General features: G+C 73.1%; 19 protein-coding genes and 1 tRNA gene. 10 read left to right on the top strand and 10 right to left on the bottom strand.

Annotated elements, in window-relative coordinates:
• Nucleotides 1-166 precede the first annotated feature (166 nt).
• Together V1258_RS13770 and V1258_RS13765 are read left to right on the top strand one after the other, a co-directional pair.
• Nucleotides 167-1,108, top strand: a complete 942-nt coding sequence (locus V1258_RS13770) for a hypothetical protein (protein ID WP_329747155.1) — start codon at nucleotides 167-169, stop codon at nucleotides 1,106-1,108.
• 22 nt (nucleotides 1,109-1,130) lie between these two features.
• Nucleotides 1,131-1,928 (top strand): hypothetical protein, encoded by a 798-nt coding sequence (locus tag V1258_RS13765; protein WP_329750222.1) that lies wholly within the window; start codon nucleotides 1,131-1,133, stop codon nucleotides 1,926-1,928.
• 25 nt (nucleotides 1,929-1,953) lie between these two features.
• Here the strand turns inward: V1258_RS13765 and cls are convergent, their stop codons facing one another.
• The 4 genes from cls to V1258_RS13745 all read right to left on the bottom strand — a co-directional run bounded on the left by cls (nucleotide 1,954) and on the right by V1258_RS13745 (nucleotide 7,169).
• Complete coding sequence (gene cls / locus V1258_RS13760; protein ID WP_329750221.1) at nucleotides 1,954-3,441, bottom strand: cardiolipin synthase; 1,488 nt, start codon at nucleotides 3,439-3,441, stop codon at nucleotides 1,954-1,956.
• A 73-nt stretch (nucleotides 3,442-3,514) separates the two neighbouring features.
• Nucleotides 3,515-4,441: a Bax inhibitor-1/YccA family protein gene (locus V1258_RS13755; protein ID WP_329750220.1), complete on the bottom strand. Its 927-nt coding sequence runs from the start codon at nucleotides 4,439-4,441 to the stop codon at nucleotides 3,515-3,517.
• Nucleotides 4,442-4,576: 135 nt separating this feature from the next.
• Nucleotides 4,577-5,710: a trans-sulfuration enzyme family protein gene (locus V1258_RS13750; protein WP_329750219.1), complete on the bottom strand. Its 1,134-nt coding sequence runs from the start codon at nucleotides 5,708-5,710 to the stop codon at nucleotides 4,577-4,579.
• A gap of 112 nt (nucleotides 5,711-5,822) precedes the next feature.
• Nucleotides 5,823-7,169: an MFS transporter gene (locus V1258_RS13745; RefSeq protein WP_329750218.1), complete on the bottom strand. Its 1,347-nt coding sequence runs from the start codon at nucleotides 7,167-7,169 to the stop codon at nucleotides 5,823-5,825.
• Between the two features lie 187 nt (nucleotides 7,170-7,356).
• On the opposite strand from V1258_RS13745, the gene V1258_RS13740 reads away from it, so the two are divergent.
• On the top strand, nucleotides 7,357-8,448 hold the full coding sequence (locus tag V1258_RS13740) for an ROK family transcriptional regulator (RefSeq protein WP_329750217.1): 1,092 nt from the start codon (nucleotides 7,357-7,359) through the stop codon (nucleotides 8,446-8,448).
• A 37-nt stretch (nucleotides 8,449-8,485) separates the two neighbouring features.
• Here the strand turns inward: V1258_RS13740 and V1258_RS13735 are convergent, their stop codons facing one another.
• Nucleotides 8,486-9,220 (bottom strand): YggS family pyridoxal phosphate-dependent enzyme, encoded by a 735-nt coding sequence (locus V1258_RS13735; RefSeq protein WP_329750216.1) that lies wholly within the window; start codon nucleotides 9,218-9,220, stop codon nucleotides 8,486-8,488.
• Nucleotides 9,221-9,259: 39 nt separating this feature from the next.
• A tRNA-Leu gene (locus V1258_RS13730) sits at nucleotides 9,260-9,333 on the bottom strand.
• 60 nt (nucleotides 9,334-9,393) lie between these two features.
• Between V1258_RS13730 and V1258_RS13725 the strand changes: the two genes are divergently transcribed.
• Both V1258_RS13725 and V1258_RS13720 read left to right on the top strand, forming a co-directional pair.
• Complete coding sequence (locus tag V1258_RS13725; RefSeq protein WP_329750215.1) at nucleotides 9,394-11,556, top strand: helicase-associated domain-containing protein; 2,163 nt, start codon at nucleotides 9,394-9,396, stop codon at nucleotides 11,554-11,556.
• A gap of 196 nt (nucleotides 11,557-11,752) precedes the next feature.
• Nucleotides 11,753-12,019: a hypothetical protein gene (locus V1258_RS13720; protein ID WP_329750214.1), complete on the top strand. Its 267-nt coding sequence runs from the start codon at nucleotides 11,753-11,755 to the stop codon at nucleotides 12,017-12,019.
• A gap of 279 nt (nucleotides 12,020-12,298) precedes the next feature.
• Here the strand turns inward: V1258_RS13720 and gndA are convergent, their stop codons facing one another.
• Complete coding sequence (gene gndA, locus V1258_RS13715) at nucleotides 12,299-13,759, bottom strand: NADP-dependent phosphogluconate dehydrogenase (RefSeq protein ID WP_329750213.1); 1,461 nt, start codon at nucleotides 13,757-13,759, stop codon at nucleotides 12,299-12,301.
• A gap of 295 nt (nucleotides 13,760-14,054) precedes the next feature.
• Here gndA and V1258_RS13710 point away from each other — a divergent pair, with 295 nt between their 5' ends.
• The 5 genes from V1258_RS13710 (at nucleotide 14,055) to V1258_RS13690 (ending at nucleotide 19,528) form a co-directional block, all read left to right on the top strand.
• Nucleotides 14,055-14,852: a hypothetical protein gene (locus V1258_RS13710; RefSeq protein ID WP_329750212.1), complete on the top strand. Its 798-nt coding sequence runs from the start codon at nucleotides 14,055-14,057 to the stop codon at nucleotides 14,850-14,852.
• 68 nt (nucleotides 14,853-14,920) lie between these two features.
• Nucleotides 14,921-16,606: a DNA repair helicase XPB gene (locus V1258_RS13705; protein ID WP_329750211.1), complete on the top strand. Its 1,686-nt coding sequence runs from the start codon at nucleotides 14,921-14,923 to the stop codon at nucleotides 16,604-16,606.
• Between the two features lie 28 nt (nucleotides 16,607-16,634).
• Nucleotides 16,635-17,150 carry a LapA family protein gene (locus V1258_RS13700; protein WP_329750210.1) on the top strand — a complete coding sequence of 172 codons (516 nt, stop codon included), beginning with the start codon at nucleotides 16,635-16,637 and terminating at the stop codon, nucleotides 17,148-17,150.
• A gap of 54 nt (nucleotides 17,151-17,204) precedes the next feature.
• Nucleotides 17,205-17,924, top strand: a complete 720-nt coding sequence (locus V1258_RS13695; protein ID WP_329747141.1) for a response regulator transcription factor — start codon at nucleotides 17,205-17,207, stop codon at nucleotides 17,922-17,924.
• Nucleotides 17,925-17,953: 29 nt separating this feature from the next.
• Entirely contained in the window at nucleotides 17,954-19,528 is a 1,575-nt protein-coding gene (locus V1258_RS13690; protein WP_329750209.1) for a sensor histidine kinase, read from the top strand.
• Nucleotides 19,529-19,597: 69 nt separating this feature from the next.
• Here the strand turns inward: V1258_RS13690 and V1258_RS13685 are convergent, their stop codons facing one another.
• From V1258_RS13685 to V1258_RS13675, 3 genes are read right to left on the bottom strand one after another with little or no spacing between them, the layout of a single operon-like run.
• Nucleotides 19,598-20,149: a DUF4031 domain-containing protein gene (locus V1258_RS13685; protein ID WP_329750208.1), complete on the bottom strand. Its 552-nt coding sequence runs from the start codon at nucleotides 20,147-20,149 to the stop codon at nucleotides 19,598-19,600.
• 5 nt (nucleotides 20,150-20,154) lie between these two features.
• Complete coding sequence (locus V1258_RS13680) at nucleotides 20,155-21,393, bottom strand: DUF418 domain-containing protein (protein ID WP_329750207.1); 1,239 nt, start codon at nucleotides 21,391-21,393, stop codon at nucleotides 20,155-20,157.
• Complete coding sequence (locus V1258_RS13675) at nucleotides 21,390-22,370, bottom strand: ribonuclease HI family protein (protein WP_329750206.1); 981 nt, start codon at nucleotides 22,368-22,370, stop codon at nucleotides 21,390-21,392. Before V1258_RS13675 ends, V1258_RS13680 begins: the two co-directional genes overlap by 4 nt.
• Nucleotides 22,371-22,404: the final 34 nt, after the last annotated feature.

Raw genomic sequence — 22,404 nt, 5'->3', positions numbered from 1 at the left:
CTGCTCGGCGGCGGGTAGGTCGCGGCGGCGGCACCGGCGACCGGTCCCGGGGAGCGTACCAAGGCGAGCCGCTCGCACCCTGGGGAGGGGGCTCGTGCGAGAATCGTCCGGGGCGAGGGGCTCCGAGGGGCAGGCAGGGCACAGGGCCCGCGCCGGGGAGGTGACGATGTCGCAGCACGATCAGCACGGCGACCGGCCGGAGAGCGGGTCGCTGCCCGACTTCGCCGCGCACTCCTCCCCCGACGGCGAGGGCGGCCTGCCCGCGTATGACCACGCGACCGGACCGGCCACCCTGGGACCGCCGAGCGAAGGCGCCCAGCGGCGGACTCTCGCCGTGACCCTCACGGTGGTCGGCGCAGGCGTCGTGCTCCTGGCCGTGATCGCCCTCGTGCTCTCCCAGACCGTCTTCCGCTCGGTGCTCGCCGACCCGGATCCCTCCGCGCATCCCACGGGCGACCGCACTGCGGAGGGGCAGAGCGAGTACGTGCCCGATCCCGACGATCCCGAACTCGCTCCCCCGCCGCCGATCTTCACCCAGGCCCCCACCACCGACTGCACGATCCCCGACTCGCCCGAGTCCGCGGCGTCGCCCTCCGGCGGCGACGCGATCCGCGGCGGGAACCTCGAGTACACGATCCCCGACGGCTGGGGGGTGGGCTGGGGCGCCGGGTCGATCCCGTACCTCGACCAGGTGGGCGCCGAGGGGCGCAACGTCGAGGGCAGCTGGTACAGCGTCGTGAACCTCGGCCGGGTCGTCTGGCCCGAGGACGAGGGCGGCTATCCCGGCCTCGAGACCAGCGCCGTCGCGCTCTTCCAGTGCTACGCCACCACCGCCGGGGTGATGAGCCACTTCGGCGAGCATCCGGTGGTCACCGACTACCGCTCCGAGGCGACCACCGTCGACGGCAGCGCCGCCTGGATCGTGCAGGCCACCTACCACTTCGAGGATCCGGAGATCCTCGAGACCTCGAGTGCCTCGATCGTCACGTCGATCGTCGTCGAGACCCCCTCCGGGCCGAGCGCCCTGGTCTCCGACGTCGCCGCCGACCAGCCCGAGCACGTCCAGAACCTCGAGGACATCATCGCCAGCCTCGTCGTCGTCGACTGAGCCCACCGCCCAAGGAGCAGCCGTGCACACCGGACCGCAGTCACCCCACACGCAGCCCCAGGCCCCGTCCAGGGGGATCAGCGGGGCGCTGCTGATCGGCGGCATCGCCTTCGCCCTGGTCTTCCTGCTGATCGTGGCGGGCACCGTGGGCTATCTGGTACTCCGCGGGGGCGGCGGCGGGGGCCGTGAGGTCGCCACCGGGACGACCACCGCGGCCGAGACCACCGCCACGGAGACCACCACCTCCGCCGCCCCGGAGACGGTCACCGCGGAGCGCTGCTGGGCGCCGGAGGATCGCGAGCGGACCTCCACGAACCCCTCGGGCCGCCTGCGCGGCGGGGGCCTCGAGGTCATCCCGCCCGCCGTCTTCAGCGAGCGGTGGGAGTGGGGCTTCCCCGCCTACGCGCAGGACATGCAGGTCGCCGCGGCCCATGTGGAGGGCACCTGGTACTCGACCATCGCGGTCGGCGCCGTGGAGTGGCAGCCGGGCATCGAGTACCCCGGGGACAAGGTGGCCGCCGAGACGATCCTGGACTGCTTCTTCCGGGGGTCGAACTGGGGCGACGCCACCGGCCGCACCCTCGACGACGAGTTCACCCAGGCCGTGACCATCGCCGGGATGCCCGGCTATCGCGCCGACGGCGTCGTCAACTTCACCGACGACCCGCTCGAGCTCACCGACGCCACCGGGGTCACCGTCATCGTGGTCACCACCCCGCAGGGACCGAGCTTCTTCCTCACCGACTGGGCGGTCGGCGTGACCGAGCACGAGGAGGCCGTCGACGAGGCCATCGGCTCCCTCACCGGCCTCTCCGGCTGAGGGCCCGCAGGCGGACACCGGCTGTTCAGACCACGGCGGAGGCGAGGCGGCACAGGTCGTCGAGCAGCTGCATGAGGCGCGGTCGGCGCTGCCACTCCTCGAGGGTCAGCTCCCGGCTGCGGGAGCGGTAGACGTCCTCGACCTCGTGCATCTTCTCCATGAAGTCCGTGCCGCCCACCATCAGCGAGGACTCCATGTCCAGCAGGAACGAGCGGATGTCCATGTTGGAGGAGCCGATCACCGTCACCGACTCGTCGATCGTGACGTGCTTGGCGTGCAGGATCGTCGGCGCCCGGTAGAGCCAGATCCGCACCCCGGCCTCGAGCAGCGCCGTGTAGTAGGAGCGCTGGGCGTGGAAGACCAGGAACTGGTCCCCGATCTCCGAGACGAACAGCTCCACCTCGACCCCGCGCCGGGCCGCGGTGATCATCGCCGCGAGCATCGACTCGTCGGGCACGAAGTACGGGCTGACCGCGCTGATCCGCCGCTCCGCCGAGTAGAACAGCTGGTTGAACAGCAGCAGGTTGTTCTCGAACACGAAGCCGGGGCCGCTCGGCACGAGCTGGCACTCGTAGCTGCCGGAGGTGTCCTCCGGGGCGCTGACCAGCTCGCCCTCGGAGATCTGCTCGTCGGACTCGTAGTACCAGTCGGTCGCGAACAGCAGGTTCATCTCGGCCACGATCGGGCCGCGCAGGCGCACCATGGTCTCCTGCCAGTGCAGACCGCGGCGGATGTTCGCGGGCTTGTCGTAGTGGGCGGCGATGAGGTTCTGGCTCCCCATCCAGCCCACCTGCCCGTCGACGATCACAAGCTTGCGGTGGTTGCGCAGATCGGGCCGCTGGAACGCCCCGTCGCGGAAGGGCTTGAAGGGCATCATCGGATAGTGCTCGATGCCGTGCGCGTCCAGGTGCTCGCGCATGGCCCGGTAGACCGCCCTGTGGGAGGCGGAGCCCCAGTGGTCATACAGCACGCGCACCCGCACCCCCCGGTCGGCCGCCTCGCCGAGCGCCGCGAAGAGATCGGCGGTGACCTCGTCGAGCCCCGCGGTGTAGAAGAGCACGTGGACCTGCTCGCGCGCCGCGCGGATGTCCGCGGCCATGCCGGCGAGGGACGAATCGTAGTCGATCTCGAGGTCCGCGGAGTTGTTCCCTGTCAGCGGGAAGGCGCCGAGCGCGCGGTTCAGCCGCACCGCCCCCTGCAGCCAGCTGGGCACGTCGGGGTCGAGCTCGCTGTCGGGGATCCGCTCCGCCCGCTCGTGCATCAGGGCGTTGATGTGCTCCTGCTTCACGCGGCGCTTGCGGGGCAGCTGCGCCTTGCCCAGCAGCAGGTAGAGCGGGAAGCCGACGATCGGCAGCACCATGATCGCGAGCAGCCAGGCGAGCGCCGATCCGGGCCGGCGGTTGCGCGGCACGAGGACGAGCCCGGCGATGCGCAGCGCCACGTCGAGCCCCAGCGCGAGATAGGTCGCGACGACGACCCCGTGCTCCGGGAACCACTGCCAGAAGGCCTCCACGGACTCACCTCCGAACGGGCGACGGCGGGCCCCCGGAACCGGGGACCCGCCGTCTCAGACTAGGCGAGGGCGATCAGTCGTTGCCGCGCAGGATCGCGAGGATCCGCAGCACCTCGATGTACAGCCACACCATGGTCACGGCGAGGCCGAAGGCGCAGCGCCACGCGTACACGCGGGGGGCACCCGCGCTCTCGGCCCGCTGCACGTCCTCGAAGTCCATGACCAGCGAGTAGGAGGCCATGACCACGGCGATGCCGCCGATCAGCAGGCCGAGGGCCCCGGTGAGGAAGCCCGCCCCCGTGATCAGCGAGAGGACCAGGTTCACCAGCAGGAGGCCCATGTAGGCGATCATCGCGATGCCGAAGATCTTGGTCAGGCGCGGGGTGGTGCGGAGCACGCCGAGGCGGAAGGCGACGAGCACGACGCCCGCGACGACCAGGGTGCCGACGACGGCCTGCATGGCGATGCCCGGGTAGACCTGCTCGAGGCTGCCGCTGATGCCGCCGAGCGCGAGGCCCTCGAAGGCCGCGTAGGCGAGCACCAGGATCGGCGACGGGGTCTTCTTGAAGGAGTTGACCAGCGCGAGGATGAGCCCGCCGATGAGGCCGACGATGGCCGCGACCCCGGTCAGGGCGAGGCCGATCATGAGGCCGTCCTCGCCGGCGACGGCGCCGAGCACGTACGGCGCGACGGCCACGGCGAAGCCGATGACCACGATCGTGCCGAGGGTCGCGGTGATCGCGTTGAGCGCGTCCCGCATGGTCATGCGGCCGGTGTCGTGACCGGTCGCGGCGGGACGGGCGTACATCGACTCCAGCTGGTCACCGCCCTGGGCGTAGCCGGCGGCAGTGCCCGCGGCGGCTCCCGCCTGGTCGAATCCGGTGGACCACTGGGTCCCGGGCGCGGGGCCGGACGACGCGGACCGACCGAAGGACGGGGCGGTGTGCGCGCCCTGCTGCACGGCCTGGTCGCGGCCGAACACGATGTTGTGGCGTGCCATGGGGCTCCTCACGAGTAAGCGGATGGCGGGCGCCGTGTCCGAGGTCCTGACCTCGGGGCGGGTCCGGGAGAGGTCCCGCGGCGCGCCGACCCCCACATGGTATCGACCGTTCCCGGGATCGCGCTGGGTGCGCGCTCAGCCTGCAGCGGACAGAGCCTGGTCGAGATCGGCGAGGAGGTCGTCGGCGTGCTCGATGCCGACGGAGAGCCGCAGCAGCTCGTCACCGATCCCCGCCGCCGCGCGCGCCGCGGGGGTCATCGCCTCGTGGGTCATGGTCGCCGGGCGGCAGATCAGCGACTCGACCCCGCCGAGGCTCACCGCGTAGGCGGGGATCCGCAGCGCCTGGAGGAAGCGCACCCGGTCGAGACCCTCGGCGAGCTCGAAGGAGAGCACGGCGCCGGTGCCCGTGGCCTGCGAGGCGTGGATCGCGGCCTCCTCGGCGCTGTGGGAACCGGGGTGGTGGACCACGGCGATCTCCTCGCGGCCGCGCAGGTGGGCGACGATCGCGGCGGTCGTCTCCTGCTGCCGCTCGAGACGCAGCGGGAGGGTCTTGATCGACTGGATCAGGCGGAAGGACTCGCTCGGGGAGAGCACCCCGCCCTGCGCCTTCTGCGCGTGGGCGTAGGCGGTCGCGAGGGCGTCGTCGTTGGTGGTGATCGTGCCCGCGAGGAGGTCGGAGTGGCCGCCGAGGTACTTGGTGGCGGACTGGACCACGACGTCGACGCCGAGCTCGAGCGGACGCTGCAGCACCGGGGTCATGAAGGTGTTGTCGACGATCACGAGGGCGCCGTGGGCGTGGGCGAGGTCGACGAGGCGGCGCAGGTCGGTGATCCGCAGCGTCGGGTTGGAGGGGGTCTCGATGAAGAGCGCACGGGTCGCGGGGGTGAGGTCCTCGGCGGTCAGCTGGTTGAGGTCCGCGACGTAGCGGGAGGTGATCCCGCGGGCGGGCAGCACCTCCTCGACGAAGCGGTAGGTGCCGCCGTAGACGCTCGTGGGGAGGATGATCTCGTCGCCGACACCGAGGGTGGACAGCGCCGCGGCGGTCGCGGCCATGCCGGTCGCGAAGGCGAAGCCGTGCCGGGCGCCGTCGAGCGCGGCGAGCAGCGACTCGAGCTGCCCGCGAGTGGGGTTCGCACCGCGCTGGTAGGCGTAGGGGCCGTCCTCCGTCGCGGGGTCGAGGGCGTAGGTGGAGGCCAGGTGCACGGGCGGCACCACGGCGCCGAGGTCCTGGGCGTGGAGATGCTGGACGGCGAGGGTCTGGATGTGCACGGGGGTCTCCTCGGGACGGGGCGCGGCGTGACCCCACCGTACGCGGGGAGGTCGTGCCGCGAGGAGGCCGATGACCGCGTGTGACACGCCCGGGGGCGCGGCGCCCGCGGGCTCAGACCCCCGCGGTGACCACGGGGATCGAGCCGGTGGTCGCGGGCGGGTTCGCCGCGAGCAGCGCGCGGGTGCGACGGGCCCGCACCCGCAGGGCGAGCAGGGTCGCGCCGACCATCGCGAAGCCGACGACGGCGAGCACGATCGAGACCACCATCGGCGCGCGGTAGCCGAGGCCCGCGGCGATGACCGCCCCTCCGAGGGCGGCGCCGATGGCGTTGGCGACGTTGAAGGCGGCGTGGTTGAGCGAGGCACCGAGCACCTCGGAGCGGTGCGCGATGCGGATCAGCCAGGTCTGCATGGCCGGGCCGAGCATCGAGTTGGTCGCGTTCACGAGGAAGAAGGCGAGGCTCATCGCGACCAGCGACACCTCGGAGACCAGCAGGAAGAGCACCAGCGAGGCGATGTAGACGGGGAAGGCCCCGAGCAGGGTGCCGGTCAGCGAGCGGTCGGTGAGGGCACCGCCGGCGAGGTTGCCGAGGGTCATTCCGAGGCCGGCGGCGACGAGCACCCACGGGACCGCGGAGGCCGGGGCGCCGGTGACATGGGTGGTGATGTCGGCGATGTAGCTGAAGACCGCGAAGGCTCCCGCGAAGCCGATCGCGGCGATGCCCATGACGATCCACAGCTGCAGCCGGCGCAGTGCGGCGAGCTCGTCGATCATGCGCCGGCCCTTCGGAGCGGCCTGACGGGGCACGGTCAGCAGCAGCGCCGCGATGGTGACCACGAAGATCACCGTGATCACGAGGTAGACGGCCCGCCAGCCGGCGACCTGGCCGAGCGCGGTGAGCAGGGGGACCCCGGCCAGGTTCGCGACGGTCAGTCCGGAGAGCGCGAGGGCGATGCCCTTGCCCTGGTTGCCGGGGCCCATGAGGGAGGCGGCGAGCAGGGAGGCGACGCCGAAGTAGGCGCCGTGCGGGACGCCGGCGAGGAAGCGCGCGGCGACGGTCAGCTCGAAGGTGGGCATGAGGCCGGAGAGGGCGGTGCCGACGGCGAGCGCGGCCGCGAGGGCCACGATCATCGTGGTGCGGGACCAGCGCACCGAGAGTAGGGCGAGCACCGGGGCGCCGACGACGACGCCGAGGGCGTACGCGGTGATCGCATGGCCGGCGGTGGCGATGCCGCCCTCGCGGTCGGCGACCATCTGCTCGCCCAGCAGCGTGCCGGCGATGTCGGGCAGGAGGCCCATGGAGACGAACTCGGAGGCGCCGATGCCGAAGCCGCCGAGGGCCAGGGCGAGGAGTGCCAGGCGGCGGCGGGCCGGAGCGATCGGTGCGGGGCGGGCGCCGTCGGCTGGGGAGGGGCCGGCGGCATCGGGGAGGGGACGGGTGCTGTCGAGGGTGTTCATGGGGAGACCTCGGTCGTCGGGAGCGGACGGTGCGGACGGGCTCCTTCGCCTCTGACACCCAGTAAGCCAACGCTGTTGCGTTACGTCAAGGGGGGTCGGGCGCGGTCCGGGCCCGGATCACGTCGGCGGGCCCGACGGGTGCGCGATCGTGCGCGGTGCGCGCGGGGGTCCGTGCAAGGATGAGCCGGTGAGACCGTCCAGCCCGCTCGACCGCGTGGCCGGCGCGCATGACGCCGCCGTCCTCGCCGTCGCCCGACGGGGCGATCCGGTCTCCCGGGCCGATCTCGCCGCGGCGCTGCGGGTCACGCCGCAGGCCATCTCGAAGATCCTCGCCCGTCTCATCGGCCGCGGGCTGATGGCGGAGGCGGGCACGATCACCGCCGGCCCCGGCAAGCCCACGACGCTGTACCGGATCGAGCCGTCCTCGCGCCGCGCGATCGGCCTGCACCTCACCCGCACCCGCCTGCACGGCGTGGTCGTCGACCTCACGGGCGAGATCCTGGGGCGGCTCGCGCTGGAGATCGGGCACCTGCAGCCGATCCCCGACCTCGTCGCGACCCTCGCGACGATGGCCCGCGAGCTCATGGACATCGGCGACGGCGAGCTGCTCGGCGTCGGCGTCGGTATGCCCGGCCCCGTCGACCGCGGCGAGGGCGTGTACCGCGGCACCGCCGACCCGGACCCCTGGCGCGGGGCGCCGCTGCGCCGGCTGCTCGCCGCGGAGCTGGAGCTCCCGGTGCTGCTGGACCACGACTCGCGCGCGGCCCTCGTCGGCGAGACCTGGACCCAGCCGCATCTGCTGCGCGACACCGCGTTGCTGCTGGTCGAGGACGGCCTCGGGGCGGCCCTGTGCCTGAACGGCCGGATCATCCACGGCGCGCACTCCCAGGCCGGGGAGATCGGCCACACCGTGGTGCGGATCGGCGGCGCGCCCTGCTCCTGCGGGCGCCGCGGCTGTGCGCAGGCCGAGCACCGCGCGGCGCTCGACGCCGGCGATGCGGCGGCAGCCGCCGACGTGCTCGCCTCGGTGGCGCTCGACCTGGTGCGCCTCGTGGACGTGGACCGGGTGATCCTCGGCGGCCGCACCGTTCACGAGCACCACGCCGTCACCATGGAGGCGATCCGCCGCGACCTCTCGGCAGGTCTGCTCGCGGAGCCGTGGATCCATGTCGAGGTGCTGCTGTCCACGCGCGGCGCGGACCTGATCGCGGTGGGCGCGGCCTGCGAGGTGCTCGAGCACGCCTACGGGGTGCCGCAGGGGCTCGTCGGCCCGGAGTGAGCCCGGGCCAGGCGCGGGCTCGCGGGTCAGGCGCAGGTCAGGCGCGGGCGCCGAAGATCGCCGAGCCGACACGGACGATCGTCGCGCCCTCCTCGACGGCGATCTCGAGGTCGCCGCTCATCCCCATGGACAGCTCGACCAGCTCCGTGGCGCCGAGCCGCTCGCGGAGCCGGTCACGCAGCTCCCGCAGGCCGCGCAGCGAGGCCCGCACCGTCGCCTCCTCGCTCGTGTTCGCGCCGATGGTCATCAGCCCGACGGGGCGCAGATGCTCGCTCCCGCGCAACCGCTCGACGATCGCGGAGAGGGCCTCGAGGTCCGGGGCGTAGCCGCCTTTGGACTCCTCCCCCGAGGTGTTCACCTGCACCAGCACGTCACGGCGCAGCTCCGCGAGCTCCGCGCGACGTTCTAGGGCGTCGGCGATGTCGTCGCGGTCCACGCTGTGCACGAGCTCGGCGAAGGCGATCACGTCGCGGGCCTTGTTCGTCTGCAGGCGCCCGATGAAATGCCGAGGGACGCCGTTGCCCGCGAGCAGCGGATCCTCGTGCTTGGCGATCTCCTGGGCGCGGTTCTCCCCCACCGCGAGCCGTCGGCCCCGCGCGCGGACCAGGTCCACGGCGGCGGCGACCTCGGCGGGCGTGCGGGTCTTGGTGGCGAGCAGCAGCGTGATCGCCGACGGATCCCGGCCGGCGCGCGCGGCGGCCGCATCGACCCGGGCGAGCACGGCGTCCAGGCGCTCGGCGAGCAGCTCGTGGTCGACGGCGGAGGAGGTCATGGCCCCCATTGTGGCAGGCGACGCGGTCCGGGGCGCCCGTGCCCCCAGCGGGACTCGAACCCGCACTGCGCCGCTTTTAAGGCGGCCGCCTCTGCCGATTGGGCTATGGGGGCGCCGCCGCCCGGGCGGGAGCGCGGCGGGCCAAGCCTAAGCTGAATATGCTGGAATGCATCATGACCGCTGTGATCCGGTCCCTCGCGGACTCCCTGCGACTCTTCGGCGACGACCGCCTGGAGGCCCTCCTCCTCGCCCGACCGGATCTCGCCGCCCCGCTCCCGAACGGCATCGGCCCCCTCGCCGCCCGCGCGGCCGGTGCGACCTCCGCCCGCCGTGCGCTCGAGTCCCTGACCCTGCCCGAGCTGCACCTCGTCGAGGCCCTCGCGGTCCTCCCCGACGGCGCCTCCCCGGCCGAGCTCGCCGCCGCGGTCTCCGCCGAGCCCGCCGAGATCACCACCGCCCTCGAGCGCCTCGAGACCCTCGCCCTGGTGTGGGGCGAGGACGAGCTGCGCCTGGTCCGGCCCCTGCGCGAGGGACTGCGCACCCCCGCCGGCCTCGCCCCCGCCCACGAGGACGATCCCGCACCCGTCCTCGCCCGGCATCGGGTGGACGCGGCGCGGGAGCGCCTCGGCGAGGTCCTCGAGACCCTCGCCTGGGGCCCCGCCGAGGTCCAGGGCACCGGCCGGCTCGCCGAGGAGCTGCAGCAGGCGGGGATCGTCGCGGCCGACGCCGACGGTGCGCTGCGCATCCCCCGCACCGTGCACCTCGCACTGCGCGGGGGTCGCGTGCGCCGGAGCTTCGTGGCCCGTCGGCCGCAGCCCGAGGGACCCGAGATCACCGAGCGGATCCCCGGGAGCCGGGCCGCGCAGGCCGTCGAGCGCGCCTTCGAGGCGCTGCGGATCCTCGGCACCGTGCGGGACTGGGACGACGACCCGCCCGGGGTGCTGCGCCGCGGCGGCATCCCGCAGCGCGACCTGCGCCGGCTCGCCGACCGGGCCGACGCCCCGCTCCTGGACTGCGCGACCGTGCTGCAGACCGCCTGGCAGGACGGTCTCATCGGCCATGACGGCCAGGAGTGGCACCCCACGCGCGACTGGGACTCCCATCGCTCGCTCGCCCCCGAGCAGCGCTGGGCCGAGCTCGCCCTCGCCTGGGCGCGCGGGCATCATCTGGCCGCCGTGGTCGGCACCCCGGACTCCTCGGGGACGGGCCGGGCCCTGCTCTCGGACCTCACCCGCCGCGACGGGGTGCGCAGCCGCCGCGCCTCACTGCTGCGGGCGCTCGAGACCTGCCCCGCCCTCGACGCCTCCCCGGAGTCGCTGCAGCGCTCGCTGGCCTGGGCCTTCCCCCTCGTCCCGGCCGACGTCCTCGCCGAGGAGGTCGAGGCGCTGCGCGTCGAGGGCCGGGCGCTCGGTCTGCTCGACGGGGGCTGCCTCACCCTGCTCGGCCAGGAGCTGGTGCGGGCGCTGGACGAACCGGTCACCACGGCCGACGAGCGCCTCGCCACCGCCCTCCGCGAGGCCGCTCCCCCGCCCGTCGAGGAGGTTCTGCTCGGCGCCGACCTCACGGCCGTCATCCCCGGTCGTCCCGCCGAGACGCTGCTGCCCCTGCTGGACTGGACCGAGGTCGTCTCCCGCGGCGGGGCGCTCACCCTGCGCTTCACCGCGGAGTCCGTGCGCCGCGCCCTCGGCTCCGGCCGGGATCCGCTGGCCCTCCTCGAGCTGCTCGACCGCGCCTCCCGCACCCCTCTCCCCCAGGCCCTCGAGTACCTGCTGCAGGACGAGCAGCGCCGCCACGGCCGGGTGCGGATCGCCCGCGCCACGACCGTGCTCACGGCCGAGGCGGAGGTGCTGGACCTGTTGCAGGTCGCCCCCGAGGCGAAGCCGCTGGACCTGCACCGGCTCGCCCCGACCGTCGCCACGACGCTCTCGGATCCCGGTTTCGCCCTGCAGATCGCCCGCCGCGCCGGGCTGTCGCCCCAGGCGGTGGGGGCCGACGGCCGTCCCGCGGCGGCCGAGCTGCCCCATGAGCTCCACGCCCCCGCCCCCGCGGCGGACCTCGTCACCGTCGACGGGCCCGAGCTGCGTCTGCCGCCCGCGGAGGCCGTCGCGAGGATCCGCGCCGCCGAGGAGGGGCAGCGGGACCTCAGCGTGACCGACCGCCTGCTCGAGGCGATCGCCCAGGGGCAGGAGCTCGCGCTCGGCATCGTCGACGGCCGCGGCGGGGTCGCGGTGCGTCAGGCGCTGCCGCTCTCCCTCGAGGGCGGGAGGCTGCGCGCCCGGGTCCCGGGCAGCCCCGAGGAGTTCACGGTCCTGGTCCACCGGGTGACCCTCGGGTAGCTCCGGGACGGGACGCGAGCGGGCGGAGAACGGCGGGCGCGACAGCGGCATCGCGCCGCGGCATGGGGAGTCCTCCCCATGTCCTTCCAGGGTGTTCCCATGGTTATGCTGTGCCCGACGTCGACGGGGCCCGTTCCCGGATGACGCTCGCACCGAATGATCGCGGCCGCGCCGCGCGACCCGAAGGGATCCCCCCATGACCACCCCGCAGACCGGAGCCTCCGTCTCCAAGACCAAGTGGATCGTCCAGCTCGTCGTGAGCGTCCTCTGCCTGGGCAACATCGTCACCCTGATCCTCGCGATCCTCGGCCTGACCAAGGCCGACACCGACCTGGAGACTGCCAACAAGTACTACAAGTGGGGCTGGATCGCCTACGGCATCTTCCTGGTCATCAACATCGCTGCCATCATCATCTACTTCGTGGCCATGGGCAGCATGGTCGCGACCATCGAGACCTACTGATCCCGACCGATCCTCGCGCCGCCCGCGGCGCCCAGGAATGACGAAGAGCCCGGACCGTTCCGTCCGGGCTCTTCTCGTGCAGCGGGGCGGGGCCCCGGAGTGATCAGGCGATCAGTCCTGCATCAGATCGACTGATCTCCTACCGCTCGTTCCTCGCAGTACGTCGATCAGTCCTGCATCAGATCGACTGATCTCCTACCGCTCGTTCCTCGCAGTACGTCGATCAGTCCTGCATCAGATCGACTGATCTCCTACCGCTCGTTCCTCGCAGTACGTCGATCAGTCCTGCTTGCTCTCGCGGCGGTCCTCGGACCACTCCACGTGGAAGGTGCCCTCGGTGTCGACGCGCTGGTAGGTGTGCGCGCCGAAGAAGTCGCGCTGAGCCTGGACCAGGGCGGCGGGGAGGCGCTCGGAGCGGACCGCGTCGTAGTAGGACAGGGTCGAGGCGAACACCGGGACCGGGTAGCCGGAAGCGGCGGCGAAGGCCACCACGCGGCGCCAGGCCGGGATGCACTTGGCGATCTCGGCGGTGAAGTACTCGTCGGCCAGCAGCAGGGGCAGCTGGGCGTTGCGCTCGTAGGCCTCGGTGATGCGGTTGAGGAAGCGGGCGCGGATGATGCAGCCGCCGCGCCAGATGCGGGCCATGGCGCCGAGGTCGATCTCCCAGCCGTTCTCCTTCGCGCCGGCGGCGATCTCGTCGAAGCCCTGCGAGTAGGAGACCAGCTTCGCAGCGTAGAGCGCCTTCTGCAGGTCGTCGATGAACTGGGCGTGATCGGCGATCTCGAGGGACTGGGTCTCCGCGGGCAGCACCGCACGGGCCGCCTCGCGCTGCGGCACGGAGCCGGAGACGGAGCGGGCGAAGGTCGCCTCGGCGATGCCGGTGACCGGGACGCCGAGGTCCAGGGCGGTCTGCACGGTCCACGCGCCGGTGCCCTTCTGGGCCGCGCGGTCGAGGATGACGTCCACGAAGGGCTTGCCGGAGGTGGCGTCGGTGTGGTGGAGCACCTCGGCGGTGATCTCGATGAGGAAGGACTCCAGGTCGCCCTTGTTCCACTCGGCGAAGACGTCGCCGATCTGGGGGGCGCCCATGCCGAGTGCCTTGGACATGAGGTCGTAGGCCTCGGAGATGACCTGCATGTCGGCGTACTCGATGCCGTTGTGGACCATCTTCACGAAGTGACCGGCACCGTCGGCGCCGACATGGGTGCAGCAGGGCACGCCGTCGACGTGCGCCGAGATCTTCTCGAACATCGGGCCGAGGCGGTCGTAGGACTCCTTCGTGCCACCGGGCATGATCGAGGGGCCGTTGAGGGCGCCCTCCTCGCCGCCGGAGACGCCCGAGCCCACGAAGTGCAGGCCCTTCTCGCGCAGCGCGGCCTCACGGCGGATCGTGTCGGTGAAGAGCGCGTTGCCGGCGTCCACGATGATGTCGCCCTCCTCCATGAGGGAGGCGAGCTCGTCGATGACGGCGTCGGTGGGCTTGCCCGCCTTCACCATGATGATCGCGACGCGCGGCTTCTGCAGCGAAGCCACGAACTCCGCCATCGACTCCGACGGGTAGAACTCGCCGTCGGTGCCGTGATCGGCGATGACCTTCTCGGTCTTGCCGACGGAGCGGTTGTGGATCGCGACCTTGAAGCCGTTACGGGCGAAGTTGCGGGCGAGGTTCGAGCCCATCACCGCCATTCCGGTGACGCCGATGTCGGCGACGTTCGCGGGGGAGGGAGCAAAGCTTGCCATGGGATCTCCTCAGATCAGGTGACTGTCGCGCCGAGCGGATCCGCGGCGCCGGACAGGCCGGCGGGCATCGCGGGCCCGATCGATCGCGACCATTCTAGGGAGTCCGCGCCGACGGCGTCCGAGCGTGCCAGGGCTTGCCGCGTCCGCGCCCCGGGACATCGCTCTCCCGGCTCCGGATCGCGGTGCTCGGACGGCCGGCGCCACGGTACGGTCGTGCCGGGGGCGGGGTGATTCGGCCCCCGTCCGCCCACCAGCTCTCTGCGAGCTTCCGCCTCCCCCTCTGAGGAGCCGACCCATGACGTACCCGCCGACGTCCTCGACGAACCATCCCGCTTCCGGTCCCGCGCCGGGATCGGCCCCCGCCCGGGAGCCCGCGCCGGGGGGCCCGGTCCGCACGCCCGCCCCCGGCACCGATCTCGGCGCCGATCTCGGCGCGGCACTGACCTTCGCCCTGCGCGGCCTGCAGCGCAACGTCGTCGCCTATCTCGTGCCGGGCGTGGTGTACCTCGTGCTGATCCTGGGGGTGTGCGTCGTGGCCACCGTCGCGATGTTCGCCGTGATATTCAGCCGTCTCCCCTACGCCGAGGCCGAGCCGGAGCTGCTCGACATGATGCTCGGGATGGCCGCGTTCTACGGCGTGCTGCTCCTGCTATTGCCGGTGTCCCTGCTGTGGCAGTCGGGATCGGCGCACGCGGCCGAGGTGATCCGGGAGGGCGGCCGGCCCCGCATCGGCCAGGTCTTCGCGGGTCCGGTGCGGATCATGCTGACCGTGCTGCTGGTGGCCGTGATCACGACGGTCGGGATCTTCCTCCTCTACGTCCCGGGGCTGATCGCCTCGGTCGTGCTGATCTACGCGGTCCCGGCGGCCGCGCGCGGCGCGGGCCCCGTCGAGGCGGTGAAGCAGTCCGTGGCCCTGGCCCGCGCGAACCTCGCCACCACCATCGTCGCCGTGCTCGTGATCTCGCTGATCGCCACGGTCGCGGCCTTCGTCCTCCCCGCGCTGATCGCGCTCGCCCCCTTCCTCATGCTCTTCGACCTGGCCCTCTTCGAGCGGCTGAACGGCCGCGAGCTGCCGGATCCCGCGCGGGCCTGAGCGGGCCTGAGCGGGCCTGAGCAGACTCGGGCGGCCGTCGCGCCCCGGTCCCGGCGTAGCCTGAGGGGATGACCGACGGCCCCCTCATCGTCCAGAGCGACAAGTCCCTCCTGCTCGAGGTCGACCATCCCGGAGCCCGTGCGGCCCGGCTCGCGATCGCCGCCTTCGCGGAGCTCGAGCGGGCGCCCGAGCACGTCCACACCTACCGGATCACGGACCTGGGCCTGTGGAACGCGCGCGCCGCCGGCTACGACGCGGAGACCGTCGTCGCCGCCCTCGTGGACCACTCCCGCTATGCCGTCCCGCACGCGCTGCTGCTCGACGTGGCCGACACCATGGATCGCTACGGCCGGCTCCACCTCGAGGCCGATCCCCGGCACGGGCTCGTGCTGCGCACCACCGACCGTCCCGTCCTCGAGGAGGTGCTGCGGGCCCGGCGGGTGCAGGGCATGCTCGGAGCGCGCCTCGACGAGGACACCGTCGCCGTCCATCCCTCCCAGCGCGGCGCGCTGAAGCAGGCGCTGCTGAAGCTGGGCTGGCCCGCCGAGGACCTCGCCGGATACGTCGACGGCGAGGCCCATCCGATCGCGCTCGCGGAGGACGGCTGGCAGCTGCGCCCCTACCAGCAGGAGGCGGTCGAGGGCTTCCGGCACGGCGGCTCCGGCGTCGTGGTCCTCCCCTGCGGCGCGGGCAAGACCCTCGTCGGCGCCGGGGCGATGGCCGCGATGCAGCGCACCACGCTGATCCTCGTCACCAGCACCGTCTCCGCGCGGCAGTGGCGCGACGAGCTGCTGCGCCGCACCTCCCTCACCGACGAGGAGATCGGCGAGTACTCCGGATCGAGCAAGGAGGTCCGCCCGATCACCATCGCGACCTACCAGGTGCTCACCACGAAGCGGAAGGGGATCCACCCCCATCTCGAGCTGATGAGCGCCCGCGACTGGGGCCTGATCGTCTACGACGAGGTGCACCTGCTGCCCGCCCCCGTGTTCCGCATGACCGCGGACCTGCAGGCGCGGCGGCGGCTGGGCCTGACCGCGACCCTGGTGCGCGAGGACGGCCGCGAGGGCGAGGTCTTCTCGCTCATCGGCCCCAAGCGCTACGACGCCCCCTGGAAGGACATCGAGTCGCAGGGGTACATCGCCCCGGCGGAGTGCACCGAGGTGCGGGTGAGCATGCCCGCCGGGGACCGCATGGCCTACGCCATGGCCGAGGCCGAGGACCGCCCCCGGCTCGGCGCCGCGCATCCGGCGAAGATCGACGTCGTCGAGCAGCTCGTCGCCCGCCACCCGGAGGAGCCGCTGCTCGTGATCGGCCAGTACCTCGACCAGCTCGAGGAGATCGCCGAGCGGCTCGGCGCCGACCTCATCACCGGGCAGACCCCGGTGCGCCGTCGCCAGGAGCTGTTCGACGCCTTCCGCGCCGGGGAGATCAGCCGCCTCGTGGTCTCGAAGGTCGCGAACTTCTCGATCGACCTCCCGGAGGCCTCGGTCGCGATCCAGGTCTCCGGCGCCTTCGGCTCCCGGCAGGAGGAGGCGCAGCGGCTCGGGCGGCTGCTGCGGCCCAAGGCCGACGGGCGCTCCGCGCACTTCTACACGGTCGTGCTGCGAGACACCCAGGACCAGGACTTCGCGGCGAACCGTCAGCGCTTCCTCGCCGAGCAGGGCTACGCCTACCGCATCGTCGACGGCGAGGACCTGCGGCGACTCGCGGGCGGGAGGGCCCCGGACGAGGTCGCCGGATCGCTAGAGTGAGCCCAGTCGTCGACCCCGAGGAGCGTTCATGAGCATCGGACCCGAGAACCCCGACCAGCCCGTCCGCCGCGCCCCCGAGCCGCCGCGCCCCGCCGCGGAGACTGCGCCGTCGGACGTCCCGCAGACCGCCGGCGCCCCGACGAACGCGACCGAGGCCCCCGCCGCTCCGCCGTCGGCGGTCGCCCCGACCTCCTCCCCCACCGGCCGCCGCGCCGCGCCGCGACCGGACGCGCCGGAGCCCGTCGTCGAGGAGCCGGTCGACACCTCCGGCGGCGGCAAGACCGCCGGCATGTGGATCGGCCTGATCCTCGGCGCGGTGGTCCTCGTCCTGCTGCTGATCTTCGTGATCCAGAACAACGTCACCGCCCGCTTCCAGTACTTCGGCGCCGAGTTCGATCTGCCCCTCGGCGTCGCCATGCTGCTCGCCGCGATCGCGGGCGCGCTGGTCATGGCGCTCGTCGGCTCCGTGCGGATGATCCAGATGAGCTGGACCATCCGCAAGCTGCGCAAGCAGCAGGAGAAGGTCCGTCGCGTCACCCGGTGAGCGCGTCCAGCCGACGTTCAGCCGACTCCCACGTTCGGGGAGGACGGTGAGCCCATGACCACGACTGCAGACCAGGACTTCGAGGCCCGGCTCCTCGTCGTCGACGACGAGCCGAACATCCGCGACCTCCTCGCCACCTCCTTGCGCTTCGCGGGCTTCGAGGTGTTCACCGCCTCCACCGGCAACGAGGCGATCCGCGAGGCCACCGAGAACCAGCCCGACCTGGTGGTGCTCGACGTGATGCTGCCCGATATGGACGGCTTCACCGTGACCCGTCGGCTGCGCGACCGCGGCGAGCAGTACCCGATCCTGTTCCTCACCGCGAAGGACGAGACGCAGGACAAGGTCGCCGGGCTCACCGTCGGCGGCGACGACTACGTGACCAAGCCGTTCAGCCTCGAAGAGGTCGTGGCCCGGATCCGCGCCGTGCTGCGCCGCACCCACGGCGGCTCGGAGACCGCGGTCGACAGCTCGCTCGTGGTCGGCGACCTCCGTCTCGACGAGGACTCGCACGAGGTCTACCGCGGGGACGTGACCATCGAGCTCTCCCCCACCGAGTTCAAGCTGCTGCGCTACCTGATGCTCAACGCCGGGCGCGTGGTCTCCAAGACCCAGATCCTCGACCACGTGTGGGACTACGACTGGTCCGGCGAGGTGGGGATCGTCGAGTCCTACATCTCCTACCTGCGCCGCAAGATCGACGTGATCGGCGACCCGATGATCCACACCAAGCGCGGCATCGGCTACGTGCTGCGCGCCGCCGACGGCGCCTGAGCCCGGGCGCCCCGAGAAGACTCCGAGTCGTGGCCCTGCCGACCCTGCGCACCGAGAGGCCCGTGTCCCTGTGGACCCGGATCGTCGCCCTCATCTCGCTGCTGCTGGTGCTCGGCACCGTGATCACCGGCAGCCTCTCGCTGTTCCTGCTCAACCGCACGCTGATCCAGGCCGTCGACAACAACCTCCACTCCGGCATGGGCGAGATGCTCGAGCTGGCCCAGCACGAGCTCGCCGGGCAGGACGACGAGGTGCGCTCGAGCACCTACACCCCGGTCGAGTACGCGGTCGAGGTGCGCGACAGCTCGGGGCAGTCGATCGAGAAGGTCGTCGTCCACTACGGCAGCAAGGACGTCTCCGTCCCCTTCCCGGATCTCACCGAGGAGCAGATCCGGGATCGCGGGGGCCGGCCGTTCACCGTGCTGGACTCGGCGGAGAACCGCTGGCGGGTCGTGGCGATGCTCAACACCGGGCCCGAGAAGGGCAGCGTGTACGTGGCCCTGCCACTCACCGGCGTGGACCGCACCATGCACGAGATGGCCCTGATCATCGTGCTCGTCGGGACCCTGGTGGTGCTCGTGGGCATGGGCCTCGGCGGGTACATGACCCACCGCTCCCTCGAGCCGCTGCGCGACGTCGAGGCGACCGCCTCGCAGATCGCCGGCGGCGACCTCTCCCGACGTGTGCCGGTCACGCAGACCAGCCTCGAGGTGCACGCCCTGGCCATGTCCCTCAACGAGATGCTGGTGCGCATCGAGCAGGCCTTCGCGGCGCAGTCCGAGTCGGAGGAGCACGCGACCCGCTCCGAGGCGCGGATGCGGCGTTTCGTGGGCGACGCCTCCCATGAGCTGCGCACCCCGCTCGCCGCCATCCGGGGCTTCGGCGAGCTGTACCGGATGGGGGCGCTGCGCTCCGACGAGGACGTCGCCTCGGCGATGCGGCGCATCGAGGACGAGGCGCGGCGGATGGGCTCCCTCGTCGAGAACCTGCTGCGTCTGGCCCGCCTCGACGAGAACCCGGACCTCGCGCTCACCCCCGTGGACCTCTCCGATGCGCTCTTCGACGCGGCCCAGGACCTGCGTGCCCTGGACCCGGGGCGCCGGGTGATGGTGGTGTCGCTCGCGGGGACGGCGCTGACCGTGCAGCCGCACGTCGCGATCGGCGTGCTGGGCGACGAGGCCTCGCTGCGCCAGGTGATCCTCAACCTGGTCGGCAACGCGAACCGGCACACGCCCAAGGGGTCGCCGGTGGAGATCGCGGTCGGCTACACCGAGCAGGGCACGGTGCTGCTCGAGGTCCGCGACCACGGCGAGGGCATCGACGAGGAGCAGCGCGAGCGGGTCTTCGAGCGCTTCTACCGCACCGACTCCTCGCGGGTGCGCTCGGCGACCCAGGGCGGCGGCGCCGGCCTCGGGCTCTCCATCGCGGCCACCATCGTGCAGCAGCACCGCGGAGCCATCGGCGTGAAGGAGACCCCGGGCGGCGGCGCGACCTTCTGGGTCGAGCTGCCGGGCACCGAGATCGAGCCGGAGGACCGCGCCCAGCCCGACCAGGTCCGGGCGATCGACGTGCGCGGGGCCGCTGGGGCCTCCTCCGCCGACTGAGCCCGGCGCAGTGGTCGCGCGGCGCGGCGGTCGCGCGGCGCAGTGGTCGCGCGGTCGGGGGCGGAGCCGTCAGAGCTGCAGCAGCTGGCCGACGAAGCCCGCCTCGCCGCGGGCACGGGCGAGCTGGTCGAGATGCGCGAGCAGGTGCTCGGCCGCGCGGCGCCCCGCGTCGTCATGCGCCTCGATCCGGGCGGGTCCGACGGGCTCCTCGCGGCCGAGCCGGAACGCTCCGGGCGGGGCGCCTGACGCGAGCGGCAGCGGATCGGCATGACCCAGGAGGCCGACGACCAGATCCGTCGGGACCGGCTCCAGACCGAGCGCCGCGGCATGCTCGGCCGTGCGCCGCGCGCGGGCCGCGGGCCGGTCCCGCAGCGGGACGCGCAGCCCGGAGGCGATCAGGATCCGGGTCAGCTCCCCGTCGCCGATCATCCGCACCCCCGCGCCGACCAGCCTGTCCCGGGCCTGCTCGGGCCAGTCGTAGTGGTCGAGGTCGAAGCTGCGCGGGGGCAGACCCGCACGGGCCGCGGTCTCATGCAGCTCCTCGAGGGAGCTGTCGGAGACGAGGTGGCCCCAGACGGTGCCGTGGCGGGGCCAGCGCGGGGTGTCGGCGTAGACGGTCATCGCGCTCAGCCTACGGCCGCACCCGCTCCGCGGGGCCGGGCGAGGCGGCGCAGGAGCGCCTCGAGCGGGCCCCGTCGGCCGCGGCGCCGCAGCAGCTCGGCGAGGCCGACGAGCAGGAGCCAGCCCGCGACGACCAGGAGCGCCGCCGGGGCGGTGCCGAGACGGGCGCCGAGGTCGAGGGTGTAGGGCGGGAAGAGCAGCAGCGCCTCGAGGGACAGCGCCACATAGGCGGTGAGGGAGATCGTGCCGAGGGCGGTCACGGCGCGGGCGGGGGCGACGAGCGCGCCCGGGCGGGCGGGCTCGGTCCCACCGTCCCCGGGCCGGGGCGGCAGCAGCCGCTCGGCGAGGAGGGCGCAGGCCGCGGCGAGGCCGATCGCGGCGACCAGCCCGGTGAGCTGGTGGATCGTGCCGAGGATCCCCAGCACGATCACCGCGTCGAGCCGCTCGTGGTGCGGGTCCAGCACGAGCACGAGGGTGAGCGGCAGGGCGCCGAGCAGCCCGATCCCGAGGCCCACCGCGGCGGTGGGGCGCAGCAGCGCGCGGTGCCGCGGGACGTCCTCGAGGAGACGGTGGCGAGCGGCGAGGGCTCCGATCGCCATCGGGGCGAGCAGCCCGAGGTCGTAGGCGGGGGCCGTGGCCAGATCGAACAGCGCCTCGCGAGCGCGCGGCAGGAGCGTCTCGGCGTAGGTGGCGGCGCTCGCGAGGACGTACCCGTCGCCGCCGCCGAGGCCGACCACCCCGTCGGCCCAGCCCCAGGTACCGAGCGGGAGGAGGGCGAGCGCACCGCCGAGCGCCAGGAGCACCGGATGGCGGGACAGGAGCAGCACGCAGAGCATGCCGATCATCGCGTAGGCCACCAGGATGTCCCCGCTGAACAGCAGCGTCGCGTGCAGCAGGCCGATCGCGAGGAGCACCAGGTGGCGGCGAAGCATGCGCAGCACGAAGCGTCCCGGCCGCTCGCCCGCCGCGAGGGAGCGGCGGTGGAGGATGCCGAGGCCGTATCCGAACAGCAGGGCGAAGAGGGGGAAGAGGCGGTTGTCGACGCACAGGGCGAGGAGCACGTCGACCGCGCGGTCGAGCGGGGCGGCATCGGCCCGCTTGAGCAGCACCGTCCACGGCTCGCCATGCAGCCAGGCGACGAGGTTCGCGAGCCCGATCCCGAGCAGGGCCAGGCCGCGGGCGAGGTCGGGACCGGCGGCGCGCTCCGCGAGCGGGACCGGGGCGGGGGGTGCAGGGACGCTCACCGCTCGTCGGCCGGGGTCCCCTGATGGTGGCGCAGCAGCCACCGGTCGCCCTCCCGCAGCCACAGGGAGCTGCGCAGCACGCGCGAGCCGTCGTCGCGCCGGGTCGCGAAGGTCAGCAGGACGACGCCCGGGGCGACCTCCTCGGCGACCAGGTCCTCCGCCTCGACGCCGGAGACCGGCGCGATCTCCTCGAGCAGCTCCTCCCGGGTCCACGCGCGTCCGCTCGCCCCGATCTCCGTGAAGCGCGGATGCAGCAGCGCGGCGGCGCTCGGCGGATCGGCGCGCAGCCGCGGATCCAGCAGGGCCAGCTCATGGGCGGCGACCTGCTCGAGCGCGGTGCCGGCGAGGACGGGCTCGATGCCCTCGGGGGCGCCGCAGCGGTCGGGAATCGCGGGGGCGTCGCCGGGGCCGGACTCGTCGGCCTCGAAGAGGCTGAAGAGGTCGTGCTCCTCGGAGGAGGTCGTCTCAGCCGCGGCGGCAGTCGTCCCCGCAGCGGCGGCAGCCGGGGCGCTGCCGCGGTAGCCGGGCCCGACCTGCGGATCCTGCTTCTTGGAGAAGGCGGTCGCGGCGGCGTTAGCCCGACGGTCCGCGGCTTCGTTCATCGCATGCCCGGCGTGGCCCTTGACCCACTCGAACTCGACGCTGCGGCCGGCGAGCGCCCGGTCGATGGCCTGCAGCAGCTCGACGTTCATCACCGGCTTGCCGTCGGCCTTGCGCCAGCCCTTCCGCTTCCAGCCCGGCATCCACTTGGTGACCGAGTTGATGACGTACTGGCTGTCGCAGAGGACGTGCAGGTGCTGGTCGGCATCCACCGCGGTCGCCTCGAGGAGGTCCAGCACCGCCTTCAGCTCGCCCATGTTGTTGGTGCCGTGGGGCCAGCCCCCGGCGCGCCAGGTGTCCTCGTCGATGTACCAGGCCCAGCCGGCGGGCCCGGGATTGCCGAGGGCGGATCCGTCGGCCGCAGCGGTGATCGTCATGGGAGCCATGGTTTCACAGGGCCCCACAGAGACG

Source organism: Brachybacterium sp. J153 (assembly GCF_036311905.1).
Taxonomy (GTDB): Bacteria; Actinomycetota; Actinomycetes; order Actinomycetales; family Dermabacteraceae; genus Brachybacterium.
Note: the sequence above shows the minus strand (reverse complement) of the source record. Positions and strands in the feature narration are given on the sequence as shown.